20 protein-coding genes are annotated in these 21,837 nt (G+C 73.7%); 12 read left to right on the forward strand and 8 right to left on the reverse strand.

The features are described 5' to 3' along the window. Positions 1–92: 92 nt before the first annotated feature. Together JOD48_RS10455 and JOD48_RS10460 are read left to right on the forward strand one after the other, a co-directional pair. Positions 93–1,307, forward strand: coding sequence for a Fic family protein (locus tag JOD48_RS10455; protein WP_191790406.1), 1,215 nt, complete (start codon positions 93–95; stop codon positions 1,305–1,307). A gap of 73 nt (positions 1,308–1,380) precedes the next feature. Beyond that, positions 1,381–2,052 carry a tyrosine-type recombinase/integrase gene (locus JOD48_RS10460; protein WP_239527384.1) on the forward strand — a complete coding sequence of 224 codons (672 nt, stop codon included), beginning with the start codon at positions 1,381–1,383 and terminating at the stop codon, positions 2,050–2,052. A 39-nt stretch (positions 2,053–2,091) separates the two neighbouring features. Here JOD48_RS10460 and JOD48_RS10465 read toward each other — a convergent pair whose 3' ends face one another. From JOD48_RS10465 to JOD48_RS10495, 7 genes are all read right to left on the reverse strand, one after another. Then, positions 2,092–2,544: a VOC family protein gene (locus JOD48_RS10465; protein ID WP_204808919.1), complete on the reverse strand. Its 453-nt coding sequence runs from the start codon at positions 2,542–2,544 to the stop codon at positions 2,092–2,094. 222 nt (positions 2,545–2,766) lie between these two features. Beyond that, complete coding sequence (locus tag JOD48_RS10470) at positions 2,767–3,324, reverse strand: hypothetical protein (protein ID WP_204808921.1); 558 nt, start codon at positions 3,322–3,324, stop codon at positions 2,767–2,769. Next, complete coding sequence (locus JOD48_RS10475) at positions 3,321–4,658, reverse strand: DUF58 domain-containing protein (RefSeq protein WP_204808923.1); 1,338 nt, start codon at positions 4,656–4,658, stop codon at positions 3,321–3,323. Before JOD48_RS10475 ends, JOD48_RS10470 begins: the two co-directional genes overlap by 4 nt. Further along, positions 4,655–5,644: an AAA family ATPase gene (locus tag JOD48_RS10480; RefSeq protein ID WP_204808925.1), complete on the reverse strand. Its 990-nt coding sequence runs from the start codon at positions 5,642–5,644 to the stop codon at positions 4,655–4,657. Before JOD48_RS10480 ends, JOD48_RS10475 begins: the two co-directional genes overlap by 4 nt. A gap of 71 nt (positions 5,645–5,715) precedes the next feature. Next, entirely contained in the window at positions 5,716–6,210 is a 495-nt protein-coding gene (locus JOD48_RS10485; protein WP_204808927.1) for a hypothetical protein, read from the reverse strand. After that, positions 6,210–6,992 carry a DUF4129 domain-containing protein gene (locus JOD48_RS10490; RefSeq protein ID WP_204808929.1) on the reverse strand — a complete coding sequence of 261 codons (783 nt, stop codon included), beginning with the start codon at positions 6,990–6,992 and terminating at the stop codon, positions 6,210–6,212. Before JOD48_RS10490 ends, JOD48_RS10485 begins: the two co-directional genes overlap by 1 nt. Next, entirely contained in the window at positions 6,989–8,161 is a 1,173-nt protein-coding gene (locus JOD48_RS10495) for a DUF3866 family protein (protein WP_204808931.1), read from the reverse strand. Before JOD48_RS10495 ends, JOD48_RS10490 begins: the two co-directional genes overlap by 4 nt. A 119-nt stretch (positions 8,162–8,280) precedes the next feature. On the opposite strand from JOD48_RS10495, the gene JOD48_RS10500 reads away from it, so the two are divergent. The 9 genes from JOD48_RS10500 to lnt all read left to right on the forward strand — a co-directional run bounded on the left by JOD48_RS10500 (position 8,281) and on the right by lnt (position 19,683). Next, on the forward strand, positions 8,281–9,255 hold the full coding sequence (locus JOD48_RS10500; protein ID WP_239527388.1) for a helix-turn-helix transcriptional regulator: 975 nt from the start codon (positions 8,281–8,283) through the stop codon (positions 9,253–9,255). Then, positions 9,248–10,270: a helix-turn-helix transcriptional regulator gene (locus JOD48_RS10505; protein WP_191790415.1), complete on the forward strand. Its 1,023-nt coding sequence runs from the start codon at positions 9,248–9,250 to the stop codon at positions 10,268–10,270. Before JOD48_RS10500 ends, JOD48_RS10505 begins: the two co-directional genes overlap by 8 nt. A gap of 10 nt (positions 10,271–10,280) precedes the next feature. Next, the gene (locus tag JOD48_RS10510; protein WP_204808935.1) at positions 10,281–10,607 is read left to right on the forward strand and encodes a hypothetical protein; all 327 of its coding nucleotides are present in this window, start codon (positions 10,281–10,283) and stop codon (positions 10,605–10,607) included. 46 nt (positions 10,608–10,653) lie between these two features. Next, a complete protein-coding gene (tatA, locus tag JOD48_RS10515) occupies positions 10,654–10,851 on the forward strand; it encodes a Sec-independent protein translocase subunit TatA (RefSeq protein ID WP_036571710.1) in 198 nt (65 codons plus the stop codon). Positions 10,852–10,854: 3 nt separating this feature from the next. Next, positions 10,855–11,643, forward strand: coding sequence for a twin-arginine translocase subunit TatC (gene tatC, locus JOD48_RS10520; protein ID WP_372440725.1), 789 nt, complete (start codon positions 10,855–10,857; stop codon positions 11,641–11,643). After that, positions 11,636–12,763 (forward strand): diacylglycerol/lipid kinase family protein, encoded by a 1,128-nt coding sequence (locus JOD48_RS10525; protein WP_204808937.1) that lies wholly within the window; start codon positions 11,636–11,638, stop codon positions 12,761–12,763. Before tatC ends, JOD48_RS10525 begins: the two co-directional genes overlap by 8 nt. Positions 12,764–12,860: 97 nt before the next feature. After that, on the forward strand, positions 12,861–15,974 hold the full coding sequence (locus tag JOD48_RS10530) for a DEAD/DEAH box helicase (protein ID WP_239527389.1): 3,114 nt from the start codon (positions 12,861–12,863) through the stop codon (positions 15,972–15,974). 74 nt (positions 15,975–16,048) lie between these two features. Next, positions 16,049–17,713: an amidohydrolase gene (locus JOD48_RS10535; protein ID WP_204808940.1), complete on the forward strand. Its 1,665-nt coding sequence runs from the start codon at positions 16,049–16,051 to the stop codon at positions 17,711–17,713. 362 nt (positions 17,714–18,075) lie between these two features. Then, positions 18,076–19,683 (forward strand): apolipoprotein N-acyltransferase, encoded by a 1,608-nt coding sequence (gene lnt / locus JOD48_RS10540; protein ID WP_204808942.1) that lies wholly within the window; start codon positions 18,076–18,078, stop codon positions 19,681–19,683. Positions 19,684–19,898: 215 nt separating this feature from the next. On the opposite strand, the gene JOD48_RS10545 is transcribed toward lnt, so the two are convergent. Continuing rightward, on the reverse strand, positions 19,899–20,243 hold the full coding sequence (locus tag JOD48_RS10545; protein WP_138824427.1) for an RNA polymerase-binding protein RbpA: 345 nt from the start codon (positions 20,241–20,243) through the stop codon (positions 19,899–19,901). A 345-nt stretch (positions 20,244–20,588) separates the two neighbouring features. Between JOD48_RS10545 and JOD48_RS10550 the strand changes: the two genes are divergently transcribed. Next, positions 20,589–21,830 carry a Fic family protein gene (locus JOD48_RS10550; protein WP_204808944.1) on the forward strand — a complete coding sequence of 414 codons (1,242 nt, stop codon included), beginning with the start codon at positions 20,589–20,591 and terminating at the stop codon, positions 21,828–21,830. The last annotated feature ends 7 nt before the right edge of the window (positions 21,831–21,837 follow it).

Here is a 21,837-nt window from a genome sequence, read left to right on the forward strand (position 1 = left end):
GACGCCCAGCCTAGCCAACCTTGACTTGAGAGTGCCTAAGTCAAGGTTAGAGGGCATAACCTTGACTTGATGAGGCACAAGGAAGGATTGCCATGACGGGTGGACGTGTCGGGACGACTGCTCCGGAGGTCGCCGCCTGGCCGCCGCACGGCGCCGAGGTCAGACCCTGGTCGTCGACCTCGCGCGGTCCGCGCGAGGACCGCATGCTACGCGAGATCACCGTGTCGTTGCCGCCCCGGATCGCGGGCCTCGCCTACGTCCCCTCGGCCGAGGAGGCCGCGGACATCGAGCGGGCCGCGGTGGACATCACCCGCCTCGACGCGGTCCACGGACCCGTCCTCTCGTCGTTCGCGACGTTCCTGCTGCGCACGGAGGCCGTCGCCTCGTCGCGGATCGAGCGACACGACGCGAGCCTGGCCGACCTGGCCCGGGCGACGATCGGCATGAAGTCCGGGAAGGACGCGCAGGTCACCGTCGCGGCCGCGCGGGCGGTGTCTCGGCTCGTCGACGCGGCGGGCCGGGCGGGGACGATCGAGCTCGACGACCTCCTCGCCGCCCACCGGACGCTCCTCAAGGACGACCCGCTCGACGGGCCCACCGCGGGAACGCTCCGCACGGTGCAGAACTGGATCGGCGGGTCCGACTGGTCGCCGCGCGGCGCGGTGCACGTGCCGCCGCCGCCCGAGCTCGTGCCCGGGTACATGGAGGACCTGATCGCCTTCCTGCGACGTGACGACCTTCCGGCGGTGGCGCAGGCCGCGATCGCGCACGCCCAGTTCGAGTCGATCCACCCCTTCACCGACGGCAACGGGCGGATCGGACGTGCCCTGATCGGGGCCGTGTGGCGGCGGCGCGGGCTGGCCCCGACCCTGGTCGTCCCGGTCGCGTCGGCCATGCTCGCGGACACGGGGGAGTACTTCGCCCGCGTCAACGCTTACCGGGACGGGCGCGTGGCGCAGTTCGTGCGATACCTGGCGACGAGCGCGTCGGCCGCCGCGCGCGAGGCGCGCATCTCGGCCGACAACCTGTCCGAGCTGCCGGCGGCATGGCGGGGGGAGGTGCGTCCCCGGGCGGGGTCGGCCGCGGCCGCGCTCCTCGACGGGTTGCTGGACCATCCGGTGCTCGACGGGGATCTCGCCCGGCAGGTCGCCGGGACCTCGGCGGCGGCGGCCTACGAGGCGCTCCATCGGCTCACGGAAGCAGGGGTCCTGTCTCAGCTCTCGACGTCCCAGCGGCACGGGGTGTGGGCGGCGACCGAGGTGCTGGGAGAGATCGACGACCTCACGAGGCGGCTCCGCGAGGCCTGACGAGCCCGGAGGGACCCTGACACGCTGCACCCTCTGATCAAAAAAAGTGTGCCAAGCGGCTAGGATGGCTTCCATGGTCACCAACGCTGCCGACTCACCCCCACGAGCCTCGACGGGCGGGGACGGCCCGGACGGTCCCGCTCCGGCGCTCGCCCCGCGCTACCCGCGCCCGCCGGTGACGCGCGACGAGGCCGAGTGGGTCTGGCGTGAGCTGTCGGTCGGTGCCATGTACGCGTCGACCAAGCCGGAGATGGTGCGCCTGGCGGTCATCGTCGGTCTGACCCGTGCGACGGGGGCCAGGTACTCCGACCTGCTGCGCTGCACGGTCGACTCGCTCGACCTGGGGCCCGCGGGCCCCCAGGCGGGGGAGGGGAGCGTCGTGGTGCAGCACGGCAAGCACCGCACCGCGCGCGAGCACCGCCTCGAACCGGGCGTGGTCATGGTCCTGCGTCGCTGGATGGACGTCCGGGACGAGCTGTGCTCCGAGCTGGAGGGGTCCGTGCCGCGGGCGCTGCTCCTGACGGTCCACCACACGCACGACAACGGCATCACGGTGGCCAGCGGGCTGCCCATCACGAAGCAGGGGCTGGTGCTGTCCTGGCGGCGCTTCGTGCAGCGCACCAACGCGCGGTACGGCGGGGTGCGCCCCCCGCTGCCGACGCGCTTCGAGCAGGTCCGTCGGGCCTGGCACGCACCGGCCGAGGGTGAGCCGGCTGCGCAGCCCGAGCAGCCGGCGCGGGCCTAGCCCCGCGCGGCCGGGCCACGACGGGCCCGACGGCGGAGGTCACCCCTCGCGCAGATCGGCCGCGGGGGAGGGGGGCGACTGCGGGCCGAGCTCCTGGAACAGCGTGATCTGCAGGCCGGCGGGGGCGTCCAGGCGCGCGTTGAGGGAGTCCCAGGGGGTGCGGACCGGTGGCGCCACGAGCGAGGCCCCGGCGTCGACGAGGTCGGTCGTGATCGCCGCGGTGTCGACCACCTCGAACGCGACGCGCAGGCGTGGCGCGACCTGCCTGCCCACCTCGACGTCGTCGATCATGCGCTTCTGCGCGGGGTTGGCGATCTCCAGGGTGGCGCGCCCGGCGTCGAGGATCGCGACGCGGGCGTCGCCCTCGCCGGTGTACGCCTCGAGCTGGGGGAGACCCAGGGAGTCGCGGTAGAAGGCGAGCGCCCGCTCGTAGTCCTCGGCCTCGACGACCAGACGGAGCTGCAGGACGGGGCGGGTGGGGTTGTCGACCATCAGGTCACCGTAGGTCAGCCGGTCGGATGGTGCGCGTCGATCTGCGGTACACCTCTCCTGGATAAAATAGTGTGCCAAGCGTACCGATCACGCACCTCACCCAAGCGATCAACTCACCAACCAGCCCAGACAAGCAGGGGCGCACGCGCGGGCCCTCCGGACAGAGCGACCCCCTGCCCTGACGGGGGAGCAGGGGGTCGCGCGCCCTGTCGCGAGGTCGTCTCAGCGCCACCAGGTCCGCGGGACGGCGAGGACGACGAGGCCGATCAGCGCGACAGCGGCGACGACGACGAAGAACCCGTTCCGGTCCAGGGTCGAGGCCGCGAAGCCCAGGAGCGCCAGCCCCTGGCAGGCGAGCTGGATCACGACCGCGCGCCGTAGCTCCGGCAGAAGGACGGAGCGTTCGACACGGCCCTTCCGCGGCACGCGCGCAGCCCACCAGGAGGAACGCAGCACGAGGTGGGCGAGCGGGAGGAGCAGGAAGACGACCGGGTCGAACGACGTGTCGGCCCCGAGCATCGCGAGGGCGCCGACGAGCAGCACCGCGTGCGGCACCGGGGTGTGCGGGCGCGCCGCGACCACGGCCGACAGGGCCAGCGCGACGACCGCGCTCCCGAGCAGCGACGGGACGAGCTGGTGCACGCTCAGGACGCCGAACAGGAAGGTCGCCCCGACCATGACGGCACGCAGGGCGTCGCCCGACACGGTCGGACCGGTGCTCACCTCGGTCGCAGGCGGTCCCGCAGGCTTCTCGGGAGGCGCGGTGGGGTGGGCGCTCACCGTGTCGTCCCTCGCTGGCTGTGGCGCTGCCGACGGGCCGCGAGCTCGAGCGCAGCCCGGGCCCCGCCCTTGCCGTTCACCGAGGAGGTCCAGGGGACCACCACGACACCTTCTCGTCGGATGGCTTCGAGACGCTGTTCGCGCTCGAGGCGCGTGATGCGCCACGCGAGGACGACGCTCGGCTCGTCCTGCGGGACGTCCACGGTGGGCAGGATGTCGACCGCGACCACGGGGTGCCCGGTCGCCCGCCAGGTCTGGGCGATCATGGCGCTCTCGTCGTCGAGGAAGGTCGAGAACATGTAGACCAGGGCTGCCGCCGGGATCTGTGGCGGGCGCATGCGACGACGTGGCTCGCCGATCGGGTGGGCCAGGGCCAGAGCATGCACGATCCGCTGGAGCTGGCGCTTGCCCGCGGCCGGTGGAAGAGGGCGACGGATCCACCCGAGGTCCTCGAACCCGACCCGGTCCCCGCCGTCCAGCGCCGTCTGGGCGACCGATGCCGCGGCGTGGCGGGCGATGTCCAAGGAGGTCGCCCGGTCCATCGGCAGCGGACCACGCCCTCGCCACGTCGTGACGTCCGGGCCCACCTCGTCCCGCGAGTCCAGGACGAGGACGATCGTCGCCTCGGCCGTGGCCTGGGTGCGTCGGACGTAGAGCGTCTCGAGACCGGGGGACCGGCGTGCGGTCGCGCGCCAGTCGATGCGCCGCAACCGGTCTCCCGGGGCGAAGGGGTGGACGTCGCGGAGCTCGGTGCCGTCGCCGAGGCGACGGGTCGTGTGCGGGCCGGTGAGCCCGGCGAGCTGGCGCGGCAGCGGGAGACGGCCGAGAGGCTGCGCGGTCGGGAGCACGAGCGTGCCCGGCGACTGAGCCGCGTCCGGGATCGACTCGACGACCCCCTCGGGTCCGGACGCGACGTGGTCCACCCGGAACAGGCGGTGCGGTCCTGTCCTCGCCGAGTGCGTCGTGAGGTCGAGCGTGCGGGTTCCCTCGACCAGCACCGTGACGTCCGCGTCGTCGTTCCCCGGGCTGGTGACGCGCAGACGGACCGGTGTGGCGGCGTCGGGCACGTCGAGGCGGAGCCGCGACCGCAGCTCGCCGGGACGCAGGTCGGTCGTGTCGGCCGGCTCGAACGTGGCGACCACGGCCTCGCCCCGGGGCCTGGCGCCCCAGCCCCACACCGCGCTGAGCAGGGCCGGCGCGCCCAGGACCGCGATGTCCGCGCGACCCGCGAGGAGACCGGTGACGAGCAGGGCGAGACCGAGCACGACGCCTGCGGCCAGGCTCGTGGTCTGCTGCCAGCTCGTCAGGCGCGTCGTCGTGGCGAGCGAGGTCATCGCGTCGCGGTGGCGACCGCAGCAGGGCCGGGGACGCGATCGAGGATGGCGCGGACGACGGCCTGCGGCTGAGCGTTCGAGGCCCAGGCCGTCGGGGTCAGGGTGAGGCGGTGCGCGAGCACCGGGACGGCGACCCGCTTGACGTCCTCGGGCAGCACGTAGTCCCGGCCGTCGAGGGCCGCCACGGCGCGGGCGAGCAGCACGAGGTTCTGCGACCCGCGGGGAGACGCCCCCACCTCGAGCTGGGAGTCGGCGCGCGTGGCTGCGACGAGGTCGACGCAGTACGTGAGGACGTCGGGGTCGACGTCGGTCGCCTCGACTCCAGCCTGCATCGCGAGGACGGTCCGAGCATCGACGACCTGGCGCACCTCGGCCTGCTCCTGGCGCCGGTCGAGACGACGACGCAAGACCTCCCGCTCCTCGTCGCGACCCGGGTAGCCGACCCCGAGCCGGACCATGAACCGGTCGAGCTGTGCCTCGGGCAGCGGATAGGTGCCCTCGTACTCGACGGGGTTGGACGTCGCGAGGACGTGGAACGGCCGCTGGAGCGGGTAGGTGCTCCCCTCGATCGACACCTGCCGCTCGGCCATGGCCTCGAGGAGGGCGGACTGTGTCTTGGGTGCCGTGCGGTTGATCTCGTCCGCCAGGAAGATGCCCGTGAACACCGGGCCGGGCCGGAACACGAAGTCGGTCGTGGCCGGGTCATACACCGAGGACCCGGTGATGTCCGCGGGCAGGAGGTCCGGGGTGCACTGGAGCCGCGCGAAGTCGAGCCCCAGGGCCGTCGCGAGGCTCCGGGCCGCGAGCGTCTTGCCGAGTCCGGGCACGTCCTCGAACAGGACGTGCCCGCCCGCGAGGATCGTGGCGAGCGCGAGCTCGAGCGAGTCCCGCATGCCGACGACGGCGGTGCCGACCTCGTCGAGGATGCGGCGGCCGTGCGCGGCCACCTCGGGGACGCTGAGCGCGGGGGCAGGGGAGTCCGTCATCGGGTTCGCCTCTCGGTGCGGGTGTCTACGGGTGCTGTGGCTGTCGGCATCGGCGCCGACTGGCGTGCTGATCAGGTGTCGGTGCGGGAGTGCGGGAGGTTCTCGATCGCGGCCACCCAGGACCGCAGGACCTTCATGGTGGGCGGCCGTGGGTCGTCGGTCATCTGCCGGTGGACCTGCGTGCCGAGCCGGTCGGCCGCCGCTCGCATCTGCTCGGGGTCCGTGCTGTGGAGGTCGATGCCCTCGTCGGCGAGGGCCGTGGCCGCGAGCGCCCGCACGCGTCGGTGGGCGCGTTCGCTGACGCGTCCGTGGCTCCCGTGCATTGCCCAGGTGAGGTCGGAGAGGTCTCGCCGGGCGCCGTCGCGGTTGGTGTCGGGCAGGGCTCGGTGCTGGGGGTCGTGTCCTGTGTCGATGCGTCGGGAGAGGACGAGGGCGACGAGGAGGGCGACGGTGACGGCGAGCGCGTGGGGGAGGTCGAGGCCGAGGAGGGCGAGGGCTGTGCCGGTGGCGACGAGGAGTGTCGCGAGGGTGAGGATCTTCTTGTCGGTGGTGAGCCGGTGCTTCATCAGGTCTCTCCCCGGGGGGCCGGTGTGCTGGTGGTGGTGGCCTGGTGCTGGGGTGCGTCGGCATCTCCCCTTCCGCCGCTGTCGTCGCTGACGGGCGGCGTGAAGGCGATGGCGAGGCGTTCGAGGCAGCTGCGCGCGGCGTCGACGTCCTGGGGGGTGAGGGGGTGGGTGGTGAAGCGCGCCCGCTGGTAGAGCTTCAGCAGGGTGGTGACGGCGTCGGGGTCGGCGGGGGTGGCGTCGAGGACGGTCGTGGTGAACTCGGTGGGGGTCTGCGCGGGGTGTCGGCGGTGCCCGGTGTCGGCGGCGGCGTCCTCGAGCGCTATCCAGGCGGCGGTGACGGCGTCGCGTGGGGTCGCGGCGGTGTCGAGGAGGTGCCGGGCGTGCTGGACGCCTCGGCGCAGTGCGGGGAGCTGGACCGTGAGGGCGGGGAGGGCGATGCTGGCTCCGGTCGCGACGTGGTCGTGGGGGGCGGGCGCCTGGATGGCGGGCTCCCGGGTGCGGCGGCGCAGGTGCACGATCGTGACGACGACCAGGACGAGGGCGACGAGTACCGCGAGGTACGTCATGTACTCGCCGATGCTGAGCCCGGCGGCTCGTTCGTCGAGACCTTCGAGGAAGAGCGCGGTGTCTTCCGTGCGTTGCACGGGGGGAGGGGGGACGACGGAGGTCGGTCGGGTGGTGACGGGTTCGAGCCGGAAGCTCCAGCGGTTCCCGGCGGCTGCGCCGACGAGGACGAGGGCGATCAGGACGACGACACCCCCCAGTCGCGTCCGGTTGCTCATGCTGGTCGGTTCCTCTCGGCGTACAGGCCGGCGGTGGCGGCGGCCAGGAAGGCGGCGGGGTCGTCGTCGAGCCCGCGGCCCATGGTGGACAGCCCGACGGGCGTGGCGCGCAGGGCTCCGAGGAGCGGGGCGTCGGCGTCGGCGTGGACGAGGCGGTGGCGCCCGTGGGGTGCGGCGAGGTGCGCGGCCTGCTCGGTGATGCGTGCGGTGAGCGCGGCTCCCCACCCGGGGAGGGCTTCGACGTCGGCGCTGGGGCGGGGGACCACGACGTCGCTGGCCGCGAGCGCCACCCGGCCGTAGGCGGTCAGGGAGTGGTGGGAGATGCCGAGGTGGCGGTCGCGGGGGTCGGCGCCGGAGACGCGCAGGGAAGCGACGGGGCGGCCGCCGAGGGTTGCGGCGGCGTTGAGGGCTTCGCCGGCGGCGACGCCGGAGAAGCCCCAGCGGGTGCCGGTGCCGAGGTTCCCGGGTCCTTGGGTGACGACGGCGAGGTCGGCACCGGTGACGTGGCGGGCGGCGAGGAGCCCGGTGTGGACGGTGACCGCTTCGTGGTCGCCGCCGTAGGCCTGGCCGACGGTGAGGCAGGTGTGGAGCCAGTCGGCGTCGCGCAGTCCGGAGACGGTGCGGGAGAACGCGGCGGGCAGGGCGCCGCCGTCGGTCATGACGTAGGCGATGCGGGGCGCGGGGCGTCCGTCCTGGGCGGCGGCGAGGCGTGCGCCGGCGACGATCGCGGGCAGGGCGGAGTGGAGGTCGGCGACGACGACGGGCATGCCGTCGAGGTCGTCGGCGTCGCGCAGGGTGTCGTGGTGGGGGGACTCCTGCTCGTCGACGCCCAGCACGAGGGCCTGCAGGGGGGTGTAGCGGGCCTTGACGAGGTGCCCGGGCCCGGGGGCAGGGTCGGGGGGCAGGGCTCCGGGCAGGGCGACGACGAGGGCGTACCCGCCGGTGCCGAGGCCGCGGGCGAGGGCGGAGACGTTGAGGAGGACCTGGTCGCCGACCTGGGGTTCTCCGACGAGCTGCGGGTAGGCGAGGGCGCGTACGGTGCGGGGGCGTTCCTCGGTCCCTGGGGCGGCGGTCGCGGGCAGGGGTTCGTCGAGCTCGACGCTCACTTCCTGCGCGCCTTGCCAGGCCCGGCCGCGGGAGATCACCCTTGCACTACGCCACGTCATCACACGGGTGAGGATAGCGTTCGTTAGCGTGGGTGCCGATGCCTGATCAGACGAGTCAACCAGTCAACCCTGCCACGAGGCTCTTGAACCTCGTGATCGCCCTCGTGAACACGAGCGTGTCGATGACGAAGCAGCAGATCCGTACGAGTGTCGCGGGGTATGCCGACGCGCCTTCTCCCGAGGCGTTCGAGCGGATGTTCGAGCGCGACAAGGACTCGTTGCGCGACCTGGGGATACCGATCGTGACTGTCGACGCCGGGGGGCACAGCGACGACGTCGGGTATCGGATCGACCAGGACGCGTACGCGCTGCCCGCGGTCGACCTGACCCCGGCGGAGTTCGGGGTGCTGTCCTTGGCGGCGCAGTTCTGGCAGGACAAGACCTTGCGCACGGACATCTCGCGCGCCTTGACGAAGCTGCGCGCGGCGGGGGCGGGCGAGGTCGCGAACGACGCGGTCGCCGGGCTCGCCCCGAGGGTGCGGGCCGTGGGCGACGCGTACGGCCCCCTGCTCGACGCGATCGAGGCGCTGCGTCCGGTGTCGTTCACCTACCGGGCGGCCTCCACGGGCGAGGTGCGGGACCGCACGGTCGAGCCGTGGCGCATCGCGGCCCGCCGCGGCGGGTGGTACCTCCTCGGGTTCGACCGCGAGCGCCAGGCGCCGCGGGCGTACCGGTTGAGCCGCATCGAGGGCCGGGTGCGTCTCCTGGGGCGTCCGGGGGCGTTCGCCATCCCGGACGGGGTGGACGTGGACGCGCTCCTGGGGGCGCGGGCGGGGCAGGAGCAGGTCGCTGCCCTCGCGATCGGTCCCGAGCGGGCCGAGGCGTTGCGGGCGCGCGGTCGCAGCGACGGCGACGGGCCGGGCACGGGGCCGCGTGCGGACGGGCGCGACGTCGTGCACGTGTCGTTCACGAACCAGCATGCGTTCGCGGACGAGATCGCGGGGTACGGGGACGCGGTCGTGGTCCTGAGCCCTGCGGGGCTGCGGGACGCCGTGGTGCGCCGGTTGGCGGCCGCGGCCCGCCTGGGGCAGGCGCCGGCCACCACCACGCAGGACCACCCGAACGGCACGACGAGCACGGAGGAGCAGCGTGGCTGAGCGCGCGGACGACCGGTTGGTGCGCCTGCTGGGCATCGTCAGCTACCTGGACGGGGCGGGCGGGGTCCCGGTCGAGGAGCTCGCGACCCGGTTCGGGGTGACGACGCGCCAGATCGTGGAGGACGTCGACGCCCTGTGGGTGTCCGGCACCCCCGGGTACTGGCCCGACGACCTGATCGACTTCGACGCGGACTCCCTCGAGCGGGGCGTCGTGCGGCTCACGGAGGCGCGCGGCATGACGCGTCCCCTGCGCCTGGGCACCCGCGAGGCGGTCGCGCTCATCGCGGCCCTGCGCGCCATGGGGGAGACCCCGGCGGTGCGTTCGGACCGGGCGCGCGCCGACGTCGTCGCGTCGGTCCTGGCCAAGCTCACCGGCGCGACGGGCGAGGCCGCCGCAGCCCTCGACGTGCGCCTGTCCCCTGACGGGGCCCCCGAGGTCGTCGCCGCGGTGTCCTCGGCGCTGGCGAACCGGCACCGCCTGCGCGTGCGGTACGTGACGAGCTCCGACGTCGTGTCCGAGCGCGAGATCGACCCGGTCGCGCTGCACACCCAGGACGCGTACTCGTACCTCCTCGCGTGGTGCCACCGCGCCCAGGGGCAGCGCACGTTCCGCCTCGACCGGCTCCTGGCCGCGACCGAGCTCGACGTCCCCACGGGCGAGCACGACCTGCCGACCGAGGTCGACTTCACGCCCACGGGCGACGCGCCGCTGGCGACGATCACGTTCGCGAGCCCCGCCCGCTGGGTCGCGGAGCAGGTCCCCGTCGAGAAGGTCCGCAACCTGCCCGACGGCGCGTTCGAGGTCTCCCTGCGCGTCACCAACCCCGTGTGGTTGCGCCGCCTCCTCCTCGAGCACGCCCGCCACGTCCTGGCCGTCGCCCCCCAGGAGGTCGCCGACGACGTCGCTCAGGCCGCGAGCGCCGCCCTGGCCGCGTACGGGGCCGAGGGCGGTGGCCCGTACGAGCCGGGCGACCCGGTGGGGACGACCGGGTCCGCCGACGGCCCGGCGAACTAGGCTGGGCCCTATGTGGTTCACCATCTGGTCGGTCCTGGTCGTCGGCACGCTCGTCGGCGCCTTCTTCCTGGGGCGCGACCTGTGGCGCAAGGCCAGGGCGATGTTCGCGCAGATGTCGGAGTCGGCGCTCGTGATGGACCGGTTCGCGCAGCGCACGGACGAGACGACCGCGGCGCTGGCGGCGTCGGCGCCCAGCACGGCGCCCACCCTGTTCGACGACCCGGTCCTCCTGCACGAGCGGGTCGAGGAGCTGCGCGCGCAGCGGGCCGAGCGTCGGGCGGGACGCAGGACCCGCAACAAGGTGACGTGGGACCGGTGGCGTCGATTCAACGCGTAGGATCTGCGACAACAAGACTTGCGTCCGACTCCAAGGGAGCCATCTCATGGGCATGCTGAAGCCCTGGCACATCATCGTTCTTGTCGTCGTCGTCCTGCTCCTGTTCGGGGCGAAGCGACTTCCTGACCTGGCCCGCAGCGTGGGGCAGTCCCTCAAGATCTTCAAGAGCGAGGTCAAGGACCTGCGCGACGACGACAAGCCCGCGGAGCCTGCCGTCAAGGATGACGACGCCCCCAAGGCCTGATCCGTGGCCGGTTCGACGAAGACGGCCAGGTCCGCCGAGGGGCGCATGCCGCTGCGCGAGCACCTGCTCGAGATCCGCAAGCGGCTCTTCCTGGTCTCGTGCGGGCTCGTCGTGGGCGCGATCGGCGGCTGGTTCCTCTACGAACCGCTGCTGGCCGCGCTCCAGGCGCCCCTCGAGGCGGCGGCGGCCGCGCAGAACAAGGTCATCAACCTGAACTACTCGGGCATGGCGACCGCGCTCGACATGAAGATCAAGGTCTCCCTGTTCCTCGGGGTGCTCGTGACGTGCCCGTGGTGGCTGTACCAGCTGTGGGCGTTCATCACCCCGGGCCTGACCCGCAAGGAACGTCGCTACGCCGTGGGCTTCCTCGGGGCATCGGTGCCCCTGTTCCTCGGCGGCGTGACCCTGGCCTGGTGGGTCCTGCCGCACGCGGTCGACATCCTCGCGGCGTTCGTCCCCGAGGGCGCGACGAACCTCACGGACGCGCAGGGCTACCTGAGCTTCGTGATGCGCCTCGTCCTGGCGTTCGGGCTCGCGTTCGTCCTGCCCGTCGTCCTGGTGGCCCTGAACTTCGCGGGCCTGGTCCGGTCCACGGCCCTGCTCGCCGGGTGGCGCTGGGCCGTCCTCATCGCGTTCGTCTTCGCGGCCGTCATGACGCCCACGCCCGACGCGCTCACGATGATCTTCGTCGCGCTGCCCATCTGCGTCCTGTACTTCGGGGCCGTGGGGATCGCGATCCTGCGGGACCGCAGCACCGACAAGCGCGCCGCCGCTGCGCTCTCCGGTGCCTGACCGGCCCCAGCCCCGCCCCGCCCGCCTCGCCGTCGTCGTCAACCCGACGGCCGACCGTGGGCGGGGTCGGGGCGACGGCGCGCGCACCATCGCCCTCCTGCGCGACGCCGGTCACGACGTCCTCGACCTCAGCGCCCCCAACGCGCCGCTCGCGCTCGAGAACGCCCGCGACGCCGTCGCCGGACGCCCGAGCGGGACGACGGGGGAACAGACGAGCGGGCAGGCGAGCGGGCACGGCCCGGGCAGCACGGACCCGATCGACGCCCTCGTCGTCGTCGGCGGGGACGGCATGGTCCACCTCGGCGTCAACGCGGTCGCCGGGACCGGGATCCCCCTGGGCATCGTCGCCGCCGGGACGGGCAACGACTTCGCGTCGGCCCTCGACCTGCCCGTGCACGACGTCCCCGCCGCCGTCGCGCTGCTCCTCGACGCCCTGTCCGCCCGCGGCGCAGGCACCGGCGGGGTGCGGGTCGTGGACGCCGCGCGGGCCGAACCCCTCGACGCCGATCTCGCTCCCCGGCCGGGCAGGGCCCGCTGGTTCTGCGGCGTCCTGTCCGCGGGCCTGGACGCCGCCGTCAACGCCCACGCCAACGCCCTGACGTGGCCGCGCGGCAGCGCCAAGTACGTGCGCGCCGTCGTGAGCGAGCTCGCCCGGTTCCGCCCGTACGGGTACCGCATCACCGCGGACCTCGCACCGGAGGACCGGTCCGGCGCGCTCCCCGGCAGCGTGCCCGACGACGTCGCGTCCCCGTTCGTGTGGACCTCGCCCGGGACCGTGGTCGCCGTCGCCAACGGGCACCGCTTCGGCGGCGGCGTCCAGATCGCCCCCGACGCGCGGATCGACGACGGTCTCCTCGACCTCGTCACCGCCGGTCCGCTGACCCGGCTCGGAGCCGCCCGCGTCTTCCCCGGCATGTACCAGGGCAAGCACGTGCACCACGCGGCCGTCGACGTCCGACACGCCACCTCCGTGCTCCTCGAGGCCACCGACGCGGGCCGCCCGCCACCCCCGGCCTTCGCCGACGGGGAGCGCATCTCGCGCCTGCCCGTGCGCGTCACCGTGGCTCCCGGGGCCCTGCACGTCCTCGACGGTCGCGTCCCCGAGGCCCCGCCCGCCTGACGTGCGACGAGTCCCGGGGACCGTGGCCCCGCACCCCGAGGCCGACCACGTGCGAAAAGCCCCACGGACCGACACCCCCGGACCGTAGGGTGGTGGCATGACCGCAGCACCCCGTACCGCCGGCAACGCAGGCAAAGACGACAGGGACGACACCGCCGACAGCGCCTTCCAGGCGAGCCCCGCGGAGCGGTACGCGGCCTCTCGCGCCCTCCAGGCCGCCTCCCGCACCCAGCTCGCCGCGTTCCGCGAGGTCGTCGGCTTCCCGTTCGACGACTTTCAGGTCCGGGCCTGCCAGGCCCTCGAAGAAGGGCGCGGTGTCCTCGTCGCCGCCCCCACCGGCGCCGGGAAGACCGTCGTGGGGGAGTTCGCCGTCCACCTCGCGCTCGCCGGCGGACGCAAGGCCTTCTACACGACCCCCATCAAGGCGCTGTCCAACCAGAAGTACGCCGACCTCGCGCGCCGCCACGGCGTCGACCAGGTCGGCCTGCTCACGGGCGACACGTCCATCAACGGCGACGCCCCGATCGTCGTCATGACCACCGAGGTCCTGCGCAACATGCTCTACGCGGGCTCGCGCGCCCTCGACGGCCTCGCGTTCGTCGTCATGGACGAGGTCCACTACCTCGCCGACCGCTTCCGCGGACCCGTCTGGGAGGAGGTCATCATCCACCTCGACGACGACGTCCAGCTCGTGTCCCTGTCCGCGACCGTGTCCAACGCCGAGGAGTTCGGCGACTGGCTCGAGATGGTCCGTGGCGACACCGCCGTCATCGTCAGCGAGCGCCGACCCGTCCCGCTGTGGCAGCACGTCCTCGTCGGCTCCCGCCACCGCGGCCCTCGCACCGCGGGCGAGGTCGTGCGTCCCGGCACGGGCGCGGACCTGATCGACCTGTACGCGGGGCACGTCGACCCGACCGACCCCGGCGTCAACCCGCCCATCAACCCGGATCTGCTCGCGGCGTTCCGCAGCGGCGCGCGCGACGGCGGGTACCCCGGGCGGGGCGGGCGCAGCGGGGACCGCGGCTACCGGGGACGCGGGGGCCGTGGCGGGCCAGGCGGACACCGGGGTGGCGGGTCGGGCGACGGGGGTGGGCGCCGTACCCCGCCACGCTTCGCCGTGGTCGACGCCCTGGACGCCGACGGCCTGCTGCCCGCGATCTTCTTCATCTTCTCCCGCGCCGGGTGCGAGGCCGCCGTGACGCAGTGCCTGGCCGCCGGCCTGCGCCTGACCACTCCCGCGCAGGAGGCGGAGATCCGCGCGACCGTCGAGGCTCGCAGCGCGACCCTGCCCGCCGAGGACCTCGACGTGCTCGGCTACTGGACGTGGAGCGAGTCCCTGGCGCGCGGCGTCGCCGCCCACCACGCGGGCATGCTGCCCATCTTCAAGGAGATCGTCGAGGACCTGTTCAGCCGTGGCCTGGTCAAGGTCGTGTTCGCGACCGAGACCCTCGCCCTCGGGATCAACATGCCCGCCCGCTCGGTCGTCCTGGAGAAGCTCGTCAAGTGGGACGGGACGTCGCACGTCGACATGACACCGGGGGAGTACACCCAGCTCACGGGCCGCGCCGGGCGCCGCGGCATCGACGTCGAGGGGCACGCCGTCGTCGTCGACCACCCGGGGCTCGACCCCGTCGCCCTCGCGGGACTCGCGTCCAAGCGCCTGTACCCGCTCAAGTCCTCGTTCCGCCCCACGTACAACATGGCCGTCAACCTCGTGGCCCAGGTGGGCCGCGAGCGCGCCCGCGACGTCCTGGAGACGTCGTTCGCTCAGTTCCAGGCCGACCGGGGCGTCGTGGGCCTCGCCAAGCAGGCGCAGGCGCACGCCGAGGCGCTCGAGGGGTACGCGCAGGCCATGACGTGCGACCGGGGCGACTTCGGCGAGTACGCCCGGCTCCGGCGGGCGATCGCGACCCGCGAGGCCGACCTGTCGAAGTCGGCGCAGCGGGCCAGGCGCGCCCAGATCGTCGCGGACTTCGAGAACCTGCGCGTCGGTGACGTCGTCGAGCTGCCCACGGGGCGCCGCGCCGGGTACGTCGTCGTGCTCGACCCCGGCAAGGACGGCGGCTTCGACGGCCCCCGCCCCACCGTCCTCACCGAGGACAAGCACGTCAAGAAGCTCACGGTCGCCGACGCCCCCTCCGGGATCCGCACCGTCGGCAAGGTCCGCATCCCCAAGACCTTCAACCCGCGCGTGCCCGCGGCCCGCCGCGACCTGGCCTCCTCGCTGCGCAATGCGCTCGGCGCGTTCGTCGACACCCCCGGTGCGCCGTCGCGGGGCAAGTCTCCCACCGTGCGGTCGGCCGCCGCCGACGACAAGGAGCTCAGCCGCCTGCGTGCGGCACTGAGAGCCCACCCGTGCCACGACTGCCCCGAGCGCGAGGACCACGCCCGCTGGGCCGAGAGGTGGGCCAAGCTGAAGAAGGAGCACGACGCCCTCGTGCGACGCGTCGAAGGGCGCACCGGCTCGATCGCCCGCGTCTTCGACCGGATCTGCGACATCCTCACCGGCCTCGGGTACCTGGAGGTCGACCCCCACCCCGCGAGCGGTGGCACGCTCGACGACGCCACGTCGGCCACGTCGGACCCGGCAGACCCGGCAGACCCGGCGACGCTGGGCGCGACCGACACCGCGACGACGTCCGCTGCCCTGTCCGCCCCGGCGCGCCCCCGGCCCGGCCGCACGCCCGCCCCCGAGGTACGGATCACGGACGCCGGGCAGTGGTTGCGCAGGCTCTACGCCGAGAACGACCTGCTGCTCGCCGAGTGCCTGCGCCGCGGCGTGTGGGACGACCTCGACCCCGCCGGGCTCGCCGCCGTCGTCTCGACCCTCGTCTTCTCGGCCCGCCGCGACGAACCCGGTGAGCCGTACGTGCCCGGCGGCCCCCAGGGGAAGCTCGCCCGCGCGCTCGACGCGACGGTCGTCGTGTGGTCCGAGGTCGACGACCTCGAGGAGGCCCACCACATCGACGCGACCGGCACGCTCGACCTCGGGATCGTCGCGGCCGTGCACCGGTGGGCCACCGGGCGCAGCCTCGACGCCGTCCTGCGCGGCTCCGAGCTCGCCGCGGGGGACTTCGTGCGCTGGTGCAAGCAGATCATCGACGTGCTCGACCAGCTCGCGACCGCCGCCCCCACCCCGGCGATGCGCAAGACCGCGGTGCGCGCCATCGACGCCGTCCGGCGCGGGGTCGTGGCCTACTCGAGCGTGTGACCTTCGCGTCACGAGCGCCCGGCACGCCCCACGAAGGGGCGCGCCGGGCGCGGCGTGGCATATCGTGTGGTTTCGTGGCCTCCACCCTGTACCGCAACGGTGTCATTCACTCCTCGACCGACCCCTTCGCCGAGGCGATGCTCGTCGACGGCGGGGTGATCACCTGGATCGGCGCGAACGACACCGCCGCCGGGCTCGCCGCCCGCGCCGACCGCGTCGTCGACCTCGACGGAGCGCTCGTCGCCCCCGGGTTCGTCGACTCCCACGTCCACGTCCTCGAGACCGGGCTCGCCCTCGCAGGCGTCGACCTGTCCGCGAGCGCCGGCGTCACGTCCCTGGCCGCGGCGCTCGACGCGCTGCACGCCGCGGTCGAGGCGCGCCCGGCCGCCGAGGCGGACGACGTGCTCCTCGCGTTCGGGTGGGACGAGCAGGAGTGGCCCGAGCACCGTGCCCCGACGCGCGAGGAGATCGACGCGGCGTGCGGGGGAGCGCTCGTGTACGCCGCGCGCGTGGACGTGCACTCGGCGGTCGTCTCGACGTCGCTCGCGGCGCGCGCCGGCCTCGAGGGGCGCCAGGGCTGGACGGACAGCGGCTGGGTCACCCTGGACGCGCACCACGCGGCCCGGGACGCGGCCCGCGCCATGAGCCCCGAACGTCGCACCGCGATCTACCGGACGGCCCTGGACGCGGCCGCCCGCCGCGGCATCGTGTCGGTGCACGAGAACAGCGCGCCCTCGATCGACACCCGGGACGGGCTGCGCGAGCTCATGGCCCTCACGGCGGACCCCGAGGGAGCCCTGCCGCACCTGGTCGCGTACCGGGGCGAGCTGTGCGCCACGCCCGACGACGCGCGCGCCCTGCTCGCCGACCTGCCCGGCCTGGCGGGCATCGCGGGGGACCTCAACGTCGACGGGTCCCTCGGCTCGCGCACCGCGGCCCTGCGCCACCCGTACTCCGACCTCACGGGCGCCCCCGGGGAGGCGGGGCCCGACGGGCGCGGCAACCAGTACCTGACCGCCGAGCAGATCGCGACCCACCTGTCCGCCGTCGCGGCGACGGGCACCCAGGGCGGGTTCCACGTCATCGGCGACCGCGCCATGGACGAGTTCGTCGTGGGCCTGCGCGTCGCCGCGGAGGCTGACGGGGCCGCCGCGCACCGCCGCGCCGCGCACCGTGTCGAGCACGCGCTGTTCGTCGACACCAACGCCCTGTCGACCCTCCTGCTGTTCGGGGTCTCGCTGTCCATCCAGCCCGTCTTCGACGCCGCGTGGGGCGGCCCTGACGGCATGTACGCGTCGCGCCTGGGTCCCACGCGCGTGGCCGGGCTCTCGCCGTTCGCCGACCTGGCCGGGGCGGGCGTCCCGCTCGCGTTCGGCTCCGACTCGCCCGTGACCGCGATGGACCCCTGGTCCGCGGTCCGGGCCGCGATGTCGCACGCCGACCCCGACCAGCGCATCTCCGCGCGGGCCGCGTTCCGGGCGCACACGCGCGGGGGCTGGCGCATCGCGGGCCTCGACCACACGGGCGCGGGCCAGCTGCGCGTCGGCGCGCCCGCCCACCTCGCGGTGTGGCGTGCCGAGCACCTCGCGGTGCAGGGGGCGGGGACCTCCGTGTCCTCCTGGAGCACCGACGCCCGCTCCGGCACACCCCTGCTGCCCGACCTCACCGACGACGCCCCCGACCCCACGTGCCTGCAGACGGTGCGTGACGGCGTCGTGCTGTTCGACACGTTCGACTGAGACCGGCCCGGCCGGGCCGGGACACGTGCGGGGCGCCCGCCGCGCCCTCGCGCGGATGAGGCCGGTGCCACCCGAGCGCGCCTCCCGGCCACGACCGGTGGCACCGCGCGCCGTGGACCGGCCTCGGATTGACACCACCGTGAGGGGCGGTAAGTTCGATGACGTGTTCCGGCCGCCAGTGCCGCAGGGGTTCGAGCCACCATCTCACCGTCCATCCTGCGAGCCCTGACGTGCATCGGCTCGACCCGCGCGTTCAGTAGACAACACGGCCTCACCGGTGGCGGTGCGACGTGGTCCGAAGGACGCGCGGGTCGGCCCACATCTCCCGGCCGACCTGCAGGTACGTGGCGTACCCTGCACTGGTGTCGACCCGTGAGCCGAGCCGCTGGCTGCTGATCCTTCTCGCCGCCGGTGGCGGCTTCCTGACGAACACCGCCTTCCCCGACCGCGGGTGGTGGCCCATGGCGTTCGTCGGGGTCGCGGCCCTCTTCCTCGCCCTGCGCCGCGACCGTGCGTGGTGGAACGCCCTCGTGGGCCTCGTGTGGGGCCTCGCGTTCTTCCTGCCGCACATCCAGTGGGCGCAGATCGCGACCGACACCGTCCCCTGGCTCGCGCTGAGCGTCCTCGAAGCCGTCTTCCTGGCGCTGTTCGGTGCGATGTGGACATGGGTGCGGCGGCTCGGCTTCGTCCGCCGCAACCTGGCCTGGCAGGTCGTGACGTTCTCGGTGCTGTGGGTCGCGGTCGAGCAGTGGCGCTCCGAGTTCCCCTTCGGCGGGTTCCCCTGGGGCCGGCTCGCGTTCTCCCAGGTCGACTCCCTGCTGGGGCGCACCGCCTGGCTCGGCGGAGGACTGCTCGTCTCGCTGCTGACCGCCGCGATCGGCGTCCTGCTCGCCGTGTTCCTGCTCGAGGCCCGCCGGGTGCGCAGCATGCCCGCCCTGTGCGCGCTCGGCACGGCAGCCGTGCTCCTCGGCGTAGGCCTCGTCGTCCCGCTCGACACCCGAGCGGAGACCGGGACGCTGAAGATCGGCGCGGTCCAGGGCAACGTCGGGGAACCCGGCCTCGGGTCGTTCGCCAACCGTGGCGAGGTCCTGCAGAACCACGTCGACGGCACGGTCGCGCTGCTCGACGAGGTCGACCCCGGCGAGCTCGACGTCGTCCTGTGGCCCGAGAACGGCTCCGACCTCGACCCGCAGACCACCCCCGACGTCGCCGCCGACATCGACGCGGCCGCGACGGCCGTCGGTGCGCCCGTCCTGGTCGGGGCGCAGGAGTTCCCCGAGACCGGTGGGCGGTACAACGTGTCGCTGCTGTGGGCGCCCGGGCAGGGCGTCATCGACCGGTACGCCAAGCAGCACCCCGCACCGTTCGGCGAGTACATCCCGATGCGCAGCTTCGTGCGGATCTTCTCCGACCAGGTCGACCGCGTGACCACAGACATGATCGCCGGTGACGAGGTCGCCGTCGTCGACCTGCCCTCCGAGCGCCTCGGGCGCACCGTCCCCCTCGCCACCGTCATCTGCTTCGAGGTCGCGTACGAGGAGCTCGTCCGCGACGCCGTGAACGTGGGTGCCGAGCTCCTCGTCGTCCCCACCAACAACGCGTCCTTCGGCTACAGCGCCGAGTCCACCCAGCAGCTCGCGATGTCCCGCCTGCGGGCCATCGAGACCGGGCGCGCGACCGTGCAGATCTCGACCGTCGGCGTGAGCGGCATCATCGCCCCCAACGGCGCGCTCCTGCAGAGCACTGAGCTCTTCACGGCCGACCAGATGATCGCGACGCTGCCCCTGCGAGACTCCCTGACCCCGGCCGTACGGCTCGGGTACTGGCCCGGGTGGGTCGCGGGTGGCCTCACGGTCCTGCTCGTCGTGGCCGGCGTCGTCTCCCACGTCACCCGCCCGGCCGCGAGCGCCAAGGCCCCCGGGCGCAGGCCCGCGACCAAGCGCCCGGCGTCCAAGCCTGCGCGCCGCTAGTCGTCCGACCGCGGCGCGGACTCCCAGGAGCTCCCGTCCTGCCCGACGTCGAGGATCGCCCGGGTGCGGCGGACCCGGCAGGTGCGCGGCGCCGTCGGGCAGACCGGACACCTGCGGTGCGCAGGCGGGTGAGCGGGGGAGGGCCCGACCGTGGGCCCGGGGACGACGAAGGGCCCGGAACTCCGAGGAGTTCCGGGCCCTTCGCGTCAGAAGATTCAGGCGCTGCGACGCAGCTTGCCGGCACGCAGCAGCCCGAGCCGCTCGTCGAGCAGCTCCTCGAGCTCCTTGATCGTGCGTCGCTCCAGCAGCATGTCCCAGTGCGTACGGGCGGGCTTGCCGGCCTTGGGCTCGGGGCGCTCCGCGTCACGCAGGAGGGCCTCCTCACCGCAGCGACACTCCCACACCGCAGGCACCTCGGCCTCGGTCGAGAACGGCAGGATGATGGTGTGGCCGTTGGGGCAGTCGTAGTGCGCCTGGAAACGAGGGGCGAAGTCGACGCCCGCGTCGGACTCCATGCTCTTCGCACCGATGCTCATTCCACGTAGGGACCGGTCTGGCATGTCGTCCTCCAAGGGGTAGCGGCAGGGGTTGTCTATGGGGGTCAACGTCCCACCGGATGCGCATGTTCCGAAGGGGCGTGAAGGTCCGGTGAACGCACGTGGCACGCCGAACCCACCCGTCGAGGCTGCCCAGCAGACCACGCGCATCGGGGAGGACGCGCACACCCGCGAGACCACCGACCAGGTTTCCGGTTTTCGCAGGGCGGCGCAACTCCACACGCACGATCGACGGTGTGATGTTGCCCGGGGCAAGGCCCGCGAGGTGCCTGACCCCGAGACCCAACCGTGCACCCCCTGCGCCCTTGTCCAAGGTTATGGCATGATCCTTGGACAAGGAGGTTGCCCATGCAAGGAACCAACGAGTCGCCGCTTCCCCCGGCGGGCAGCACCTGGCCCTCGATCGCGTTCGAGGAGCACCCGTGGCGACTGTACGCCGACTCTCCCGTCTCTCGACGTCAACGAGAGCTGCACGCAGGGCCGTACCGGTCGGCGCTCACCCCGGAGATCGCGGGCCGCGAGGTTCCGCTGCCTGCGTCTCTCGTCGCAGAGTGCGAGGATGCCGCCACCGAGGTCGCCCGCTTCGACGTCGAGATGGACACGGTCCTCGGCGCCGGCGAGCTCGCGCCGCTGCGCAGCGTCCTGCTCCGTAGCGAGTCGGCCGCCTCCTCCCAGATCGAGAACCTGACGGTCGGGGCACGACAGCTCGCACTGGCGGAGATCGGTGGGGACGCCTCCCGCAACGCGACGACCGTCGCCGGCAACGTCCACGCCATGCAGGCGGCGATCGACCTGGCGGACCAGCTGGACGGCGACGCGATCCTGGCCGTCCACCGTGCGCTCATGGGCGAGCGCGATCTCACGGCCGGTCGATGGAGACGGGAGCAGGTCTGGGTCGGCGGGACGTCCGCCGGTCCTCACCTCGCCGAGTTCGTCGCGATCCACCACGAACGGATCCCTGCCGCGATCGAGGACCTGGTCGCCTTCGCACGCCGCACCGACCTCCCGGTCCTCGCGCACGCGGCGATCACCCACGCCCAGTTCGAGACCATCCACCCGTTCACGGACGGCAACGGAAGGTCTGGCCGAGCACTCGTCCACGCGATGCTCCGTCACGCCGGGCTCACGCGCCGGGTCACCGTGCCGGTCTCCGCCGGGCTCCTCGTCGACACCGACGCCTACGTCGACGCCCTGACGGCCTTCCGTCGCGGGGACGTCGTCCCCATCGTCCACCAGGTCAACGAGGCAGCGCTCGTCGCCGTCGGGAACGGCAGGGCCCTGGCCGCCGACCTGTCGCTCGTTCGTCAGGAATGGACCGCACGGCTCGACGCCCGTCGGGGCGCAGCGGCATGGCGGGCGATCGACGTCGTCCTCGGGCAGCCTGTCGTCACGGTCTCCTTCCTTGCCGACGCGCTCGGCGTGAGCCTGCCCGCAGCGCAGGGGGCGATCGACCGACTCGTCGGCGCGGGCGCCCTGACCGCGACCGACCCACGCCGACGCCGCGGCCGGACCTGGCAGGCGACCGAGGTGCTGGCCGCCCTCGACGCGTTCGCGGCTCGCGCAGGTCGGCGACGCGTCGCGGGATCCTGAGCCCCGC

Source organism: Oerskovia paurometabola, assembly GCF_016907365.1.
GTDB classification, from domain to species: Bacteria; Actinomycetota; Actinomycetes; order Actinomycetales; family Cellulomonadaceae; genus Oerskovia; species Oerskovia paurometabola.

What these genes read in the sequence shown, in the direction of transcription:
- JOD48_RS10455 (WP_191790406.1), top strand. Translation starts at nt 93, where the DNA reads ATGACGGGTGGACGTGTCGGGACGACTGCTCCGGAGGTCGCCGCCTGG.
- JOD48_RS10460 (WP_239527384.1), top strand. Translation starts at nt 1,381, where the DNA reads ATGGTCACCAACGCTGCCGACTCACCCCCACGAGCCTCGACGGGCGGG.
- JOD48_RS10465 (WP_204808919.1), bottom strand. Translation starts at nt 2,544, where the DNA reads ATGGTCGACAACCCCACCCGCCCCGTCCTGCAGCTCCGTCTGGTCGTC.
- JOD48_RS10475 (WP_204808923.1), bottom strand. Translation starts at nt 4,658, where the DNA reads ATGACCTCGCTCGCCACGACGACGCGCCTGACGAGCTGGCAGCAGACC.
- JOD48_RS10480 (WP_204808925.1), bottom strand. Translation starts at nt 5,644, where the DNA reads ATGACGGACTCCCCTGCCCCCGCGCTCAGCGTCCCCGAGGTGGCCGCG.
- JOD48_RS10485 (WP_204808927.1), bottom strand. Translation starts at nt 6,210, where the DNA reads ATGAAGCACCGGCTCACCACCGACAAGAAGATCCTCACCCTCGCGACA.
- JOD48_RS10490 (WP_204808929.1), bottom strand. Translation starts at nt 6,992, where the DNA reads ATGAGCAACCGGACGCGACTGGGGGGTGTCGTCGTCCTGATCGCCCTC.
- JOD48_RS10500 (WP_239527388.1), top strand. Translation starts at nt 8,281, where the DNA reads ATGACGAAGCAGCAGATCCGTACGAGTGTCGCGGGGTATGCCGACGCG.
- JOD48_RS10510 (WP_204808935.1), top strand. Translation starts at nt 10,281, where the DNA reads ATGTGGTTCACCATCTGGTCGGTCCTGGTCGTCGGCACGCTCGTCGGC.
- tatA (WP_036571710.1), top strand. Translation starts at nt 10,654, where the DNA reads ATGGGCATGCTGAAGCCCTGGCACATCATCGTTCTTGTCGTCGTCGTC.
- JOD48_RS10530 (WP_239527389.1), top strand. Translation starts at nt 12,861, where the DNA reads ATGACCGCAGCACCCCGTACCGCCGGCAACGCAGGCAAAGACGACAGG.
- JOD48_RS10545 (WP_138824427.1), bottom strand. Translation starts at nt 20,243, where the DNA reads ATGCCAGACCGGTCCCTACGTGGAATGAGCATCGGTGCGAAGAGCATG.
- JOD48_RS10550 (WP_204808944.1), top strand. Translation starts at nt 20,589, where the DNA reads ATGCAAGGAACCAACGAGTCGCCGCTTCCCCCGGCGGGCAGCACCTGG.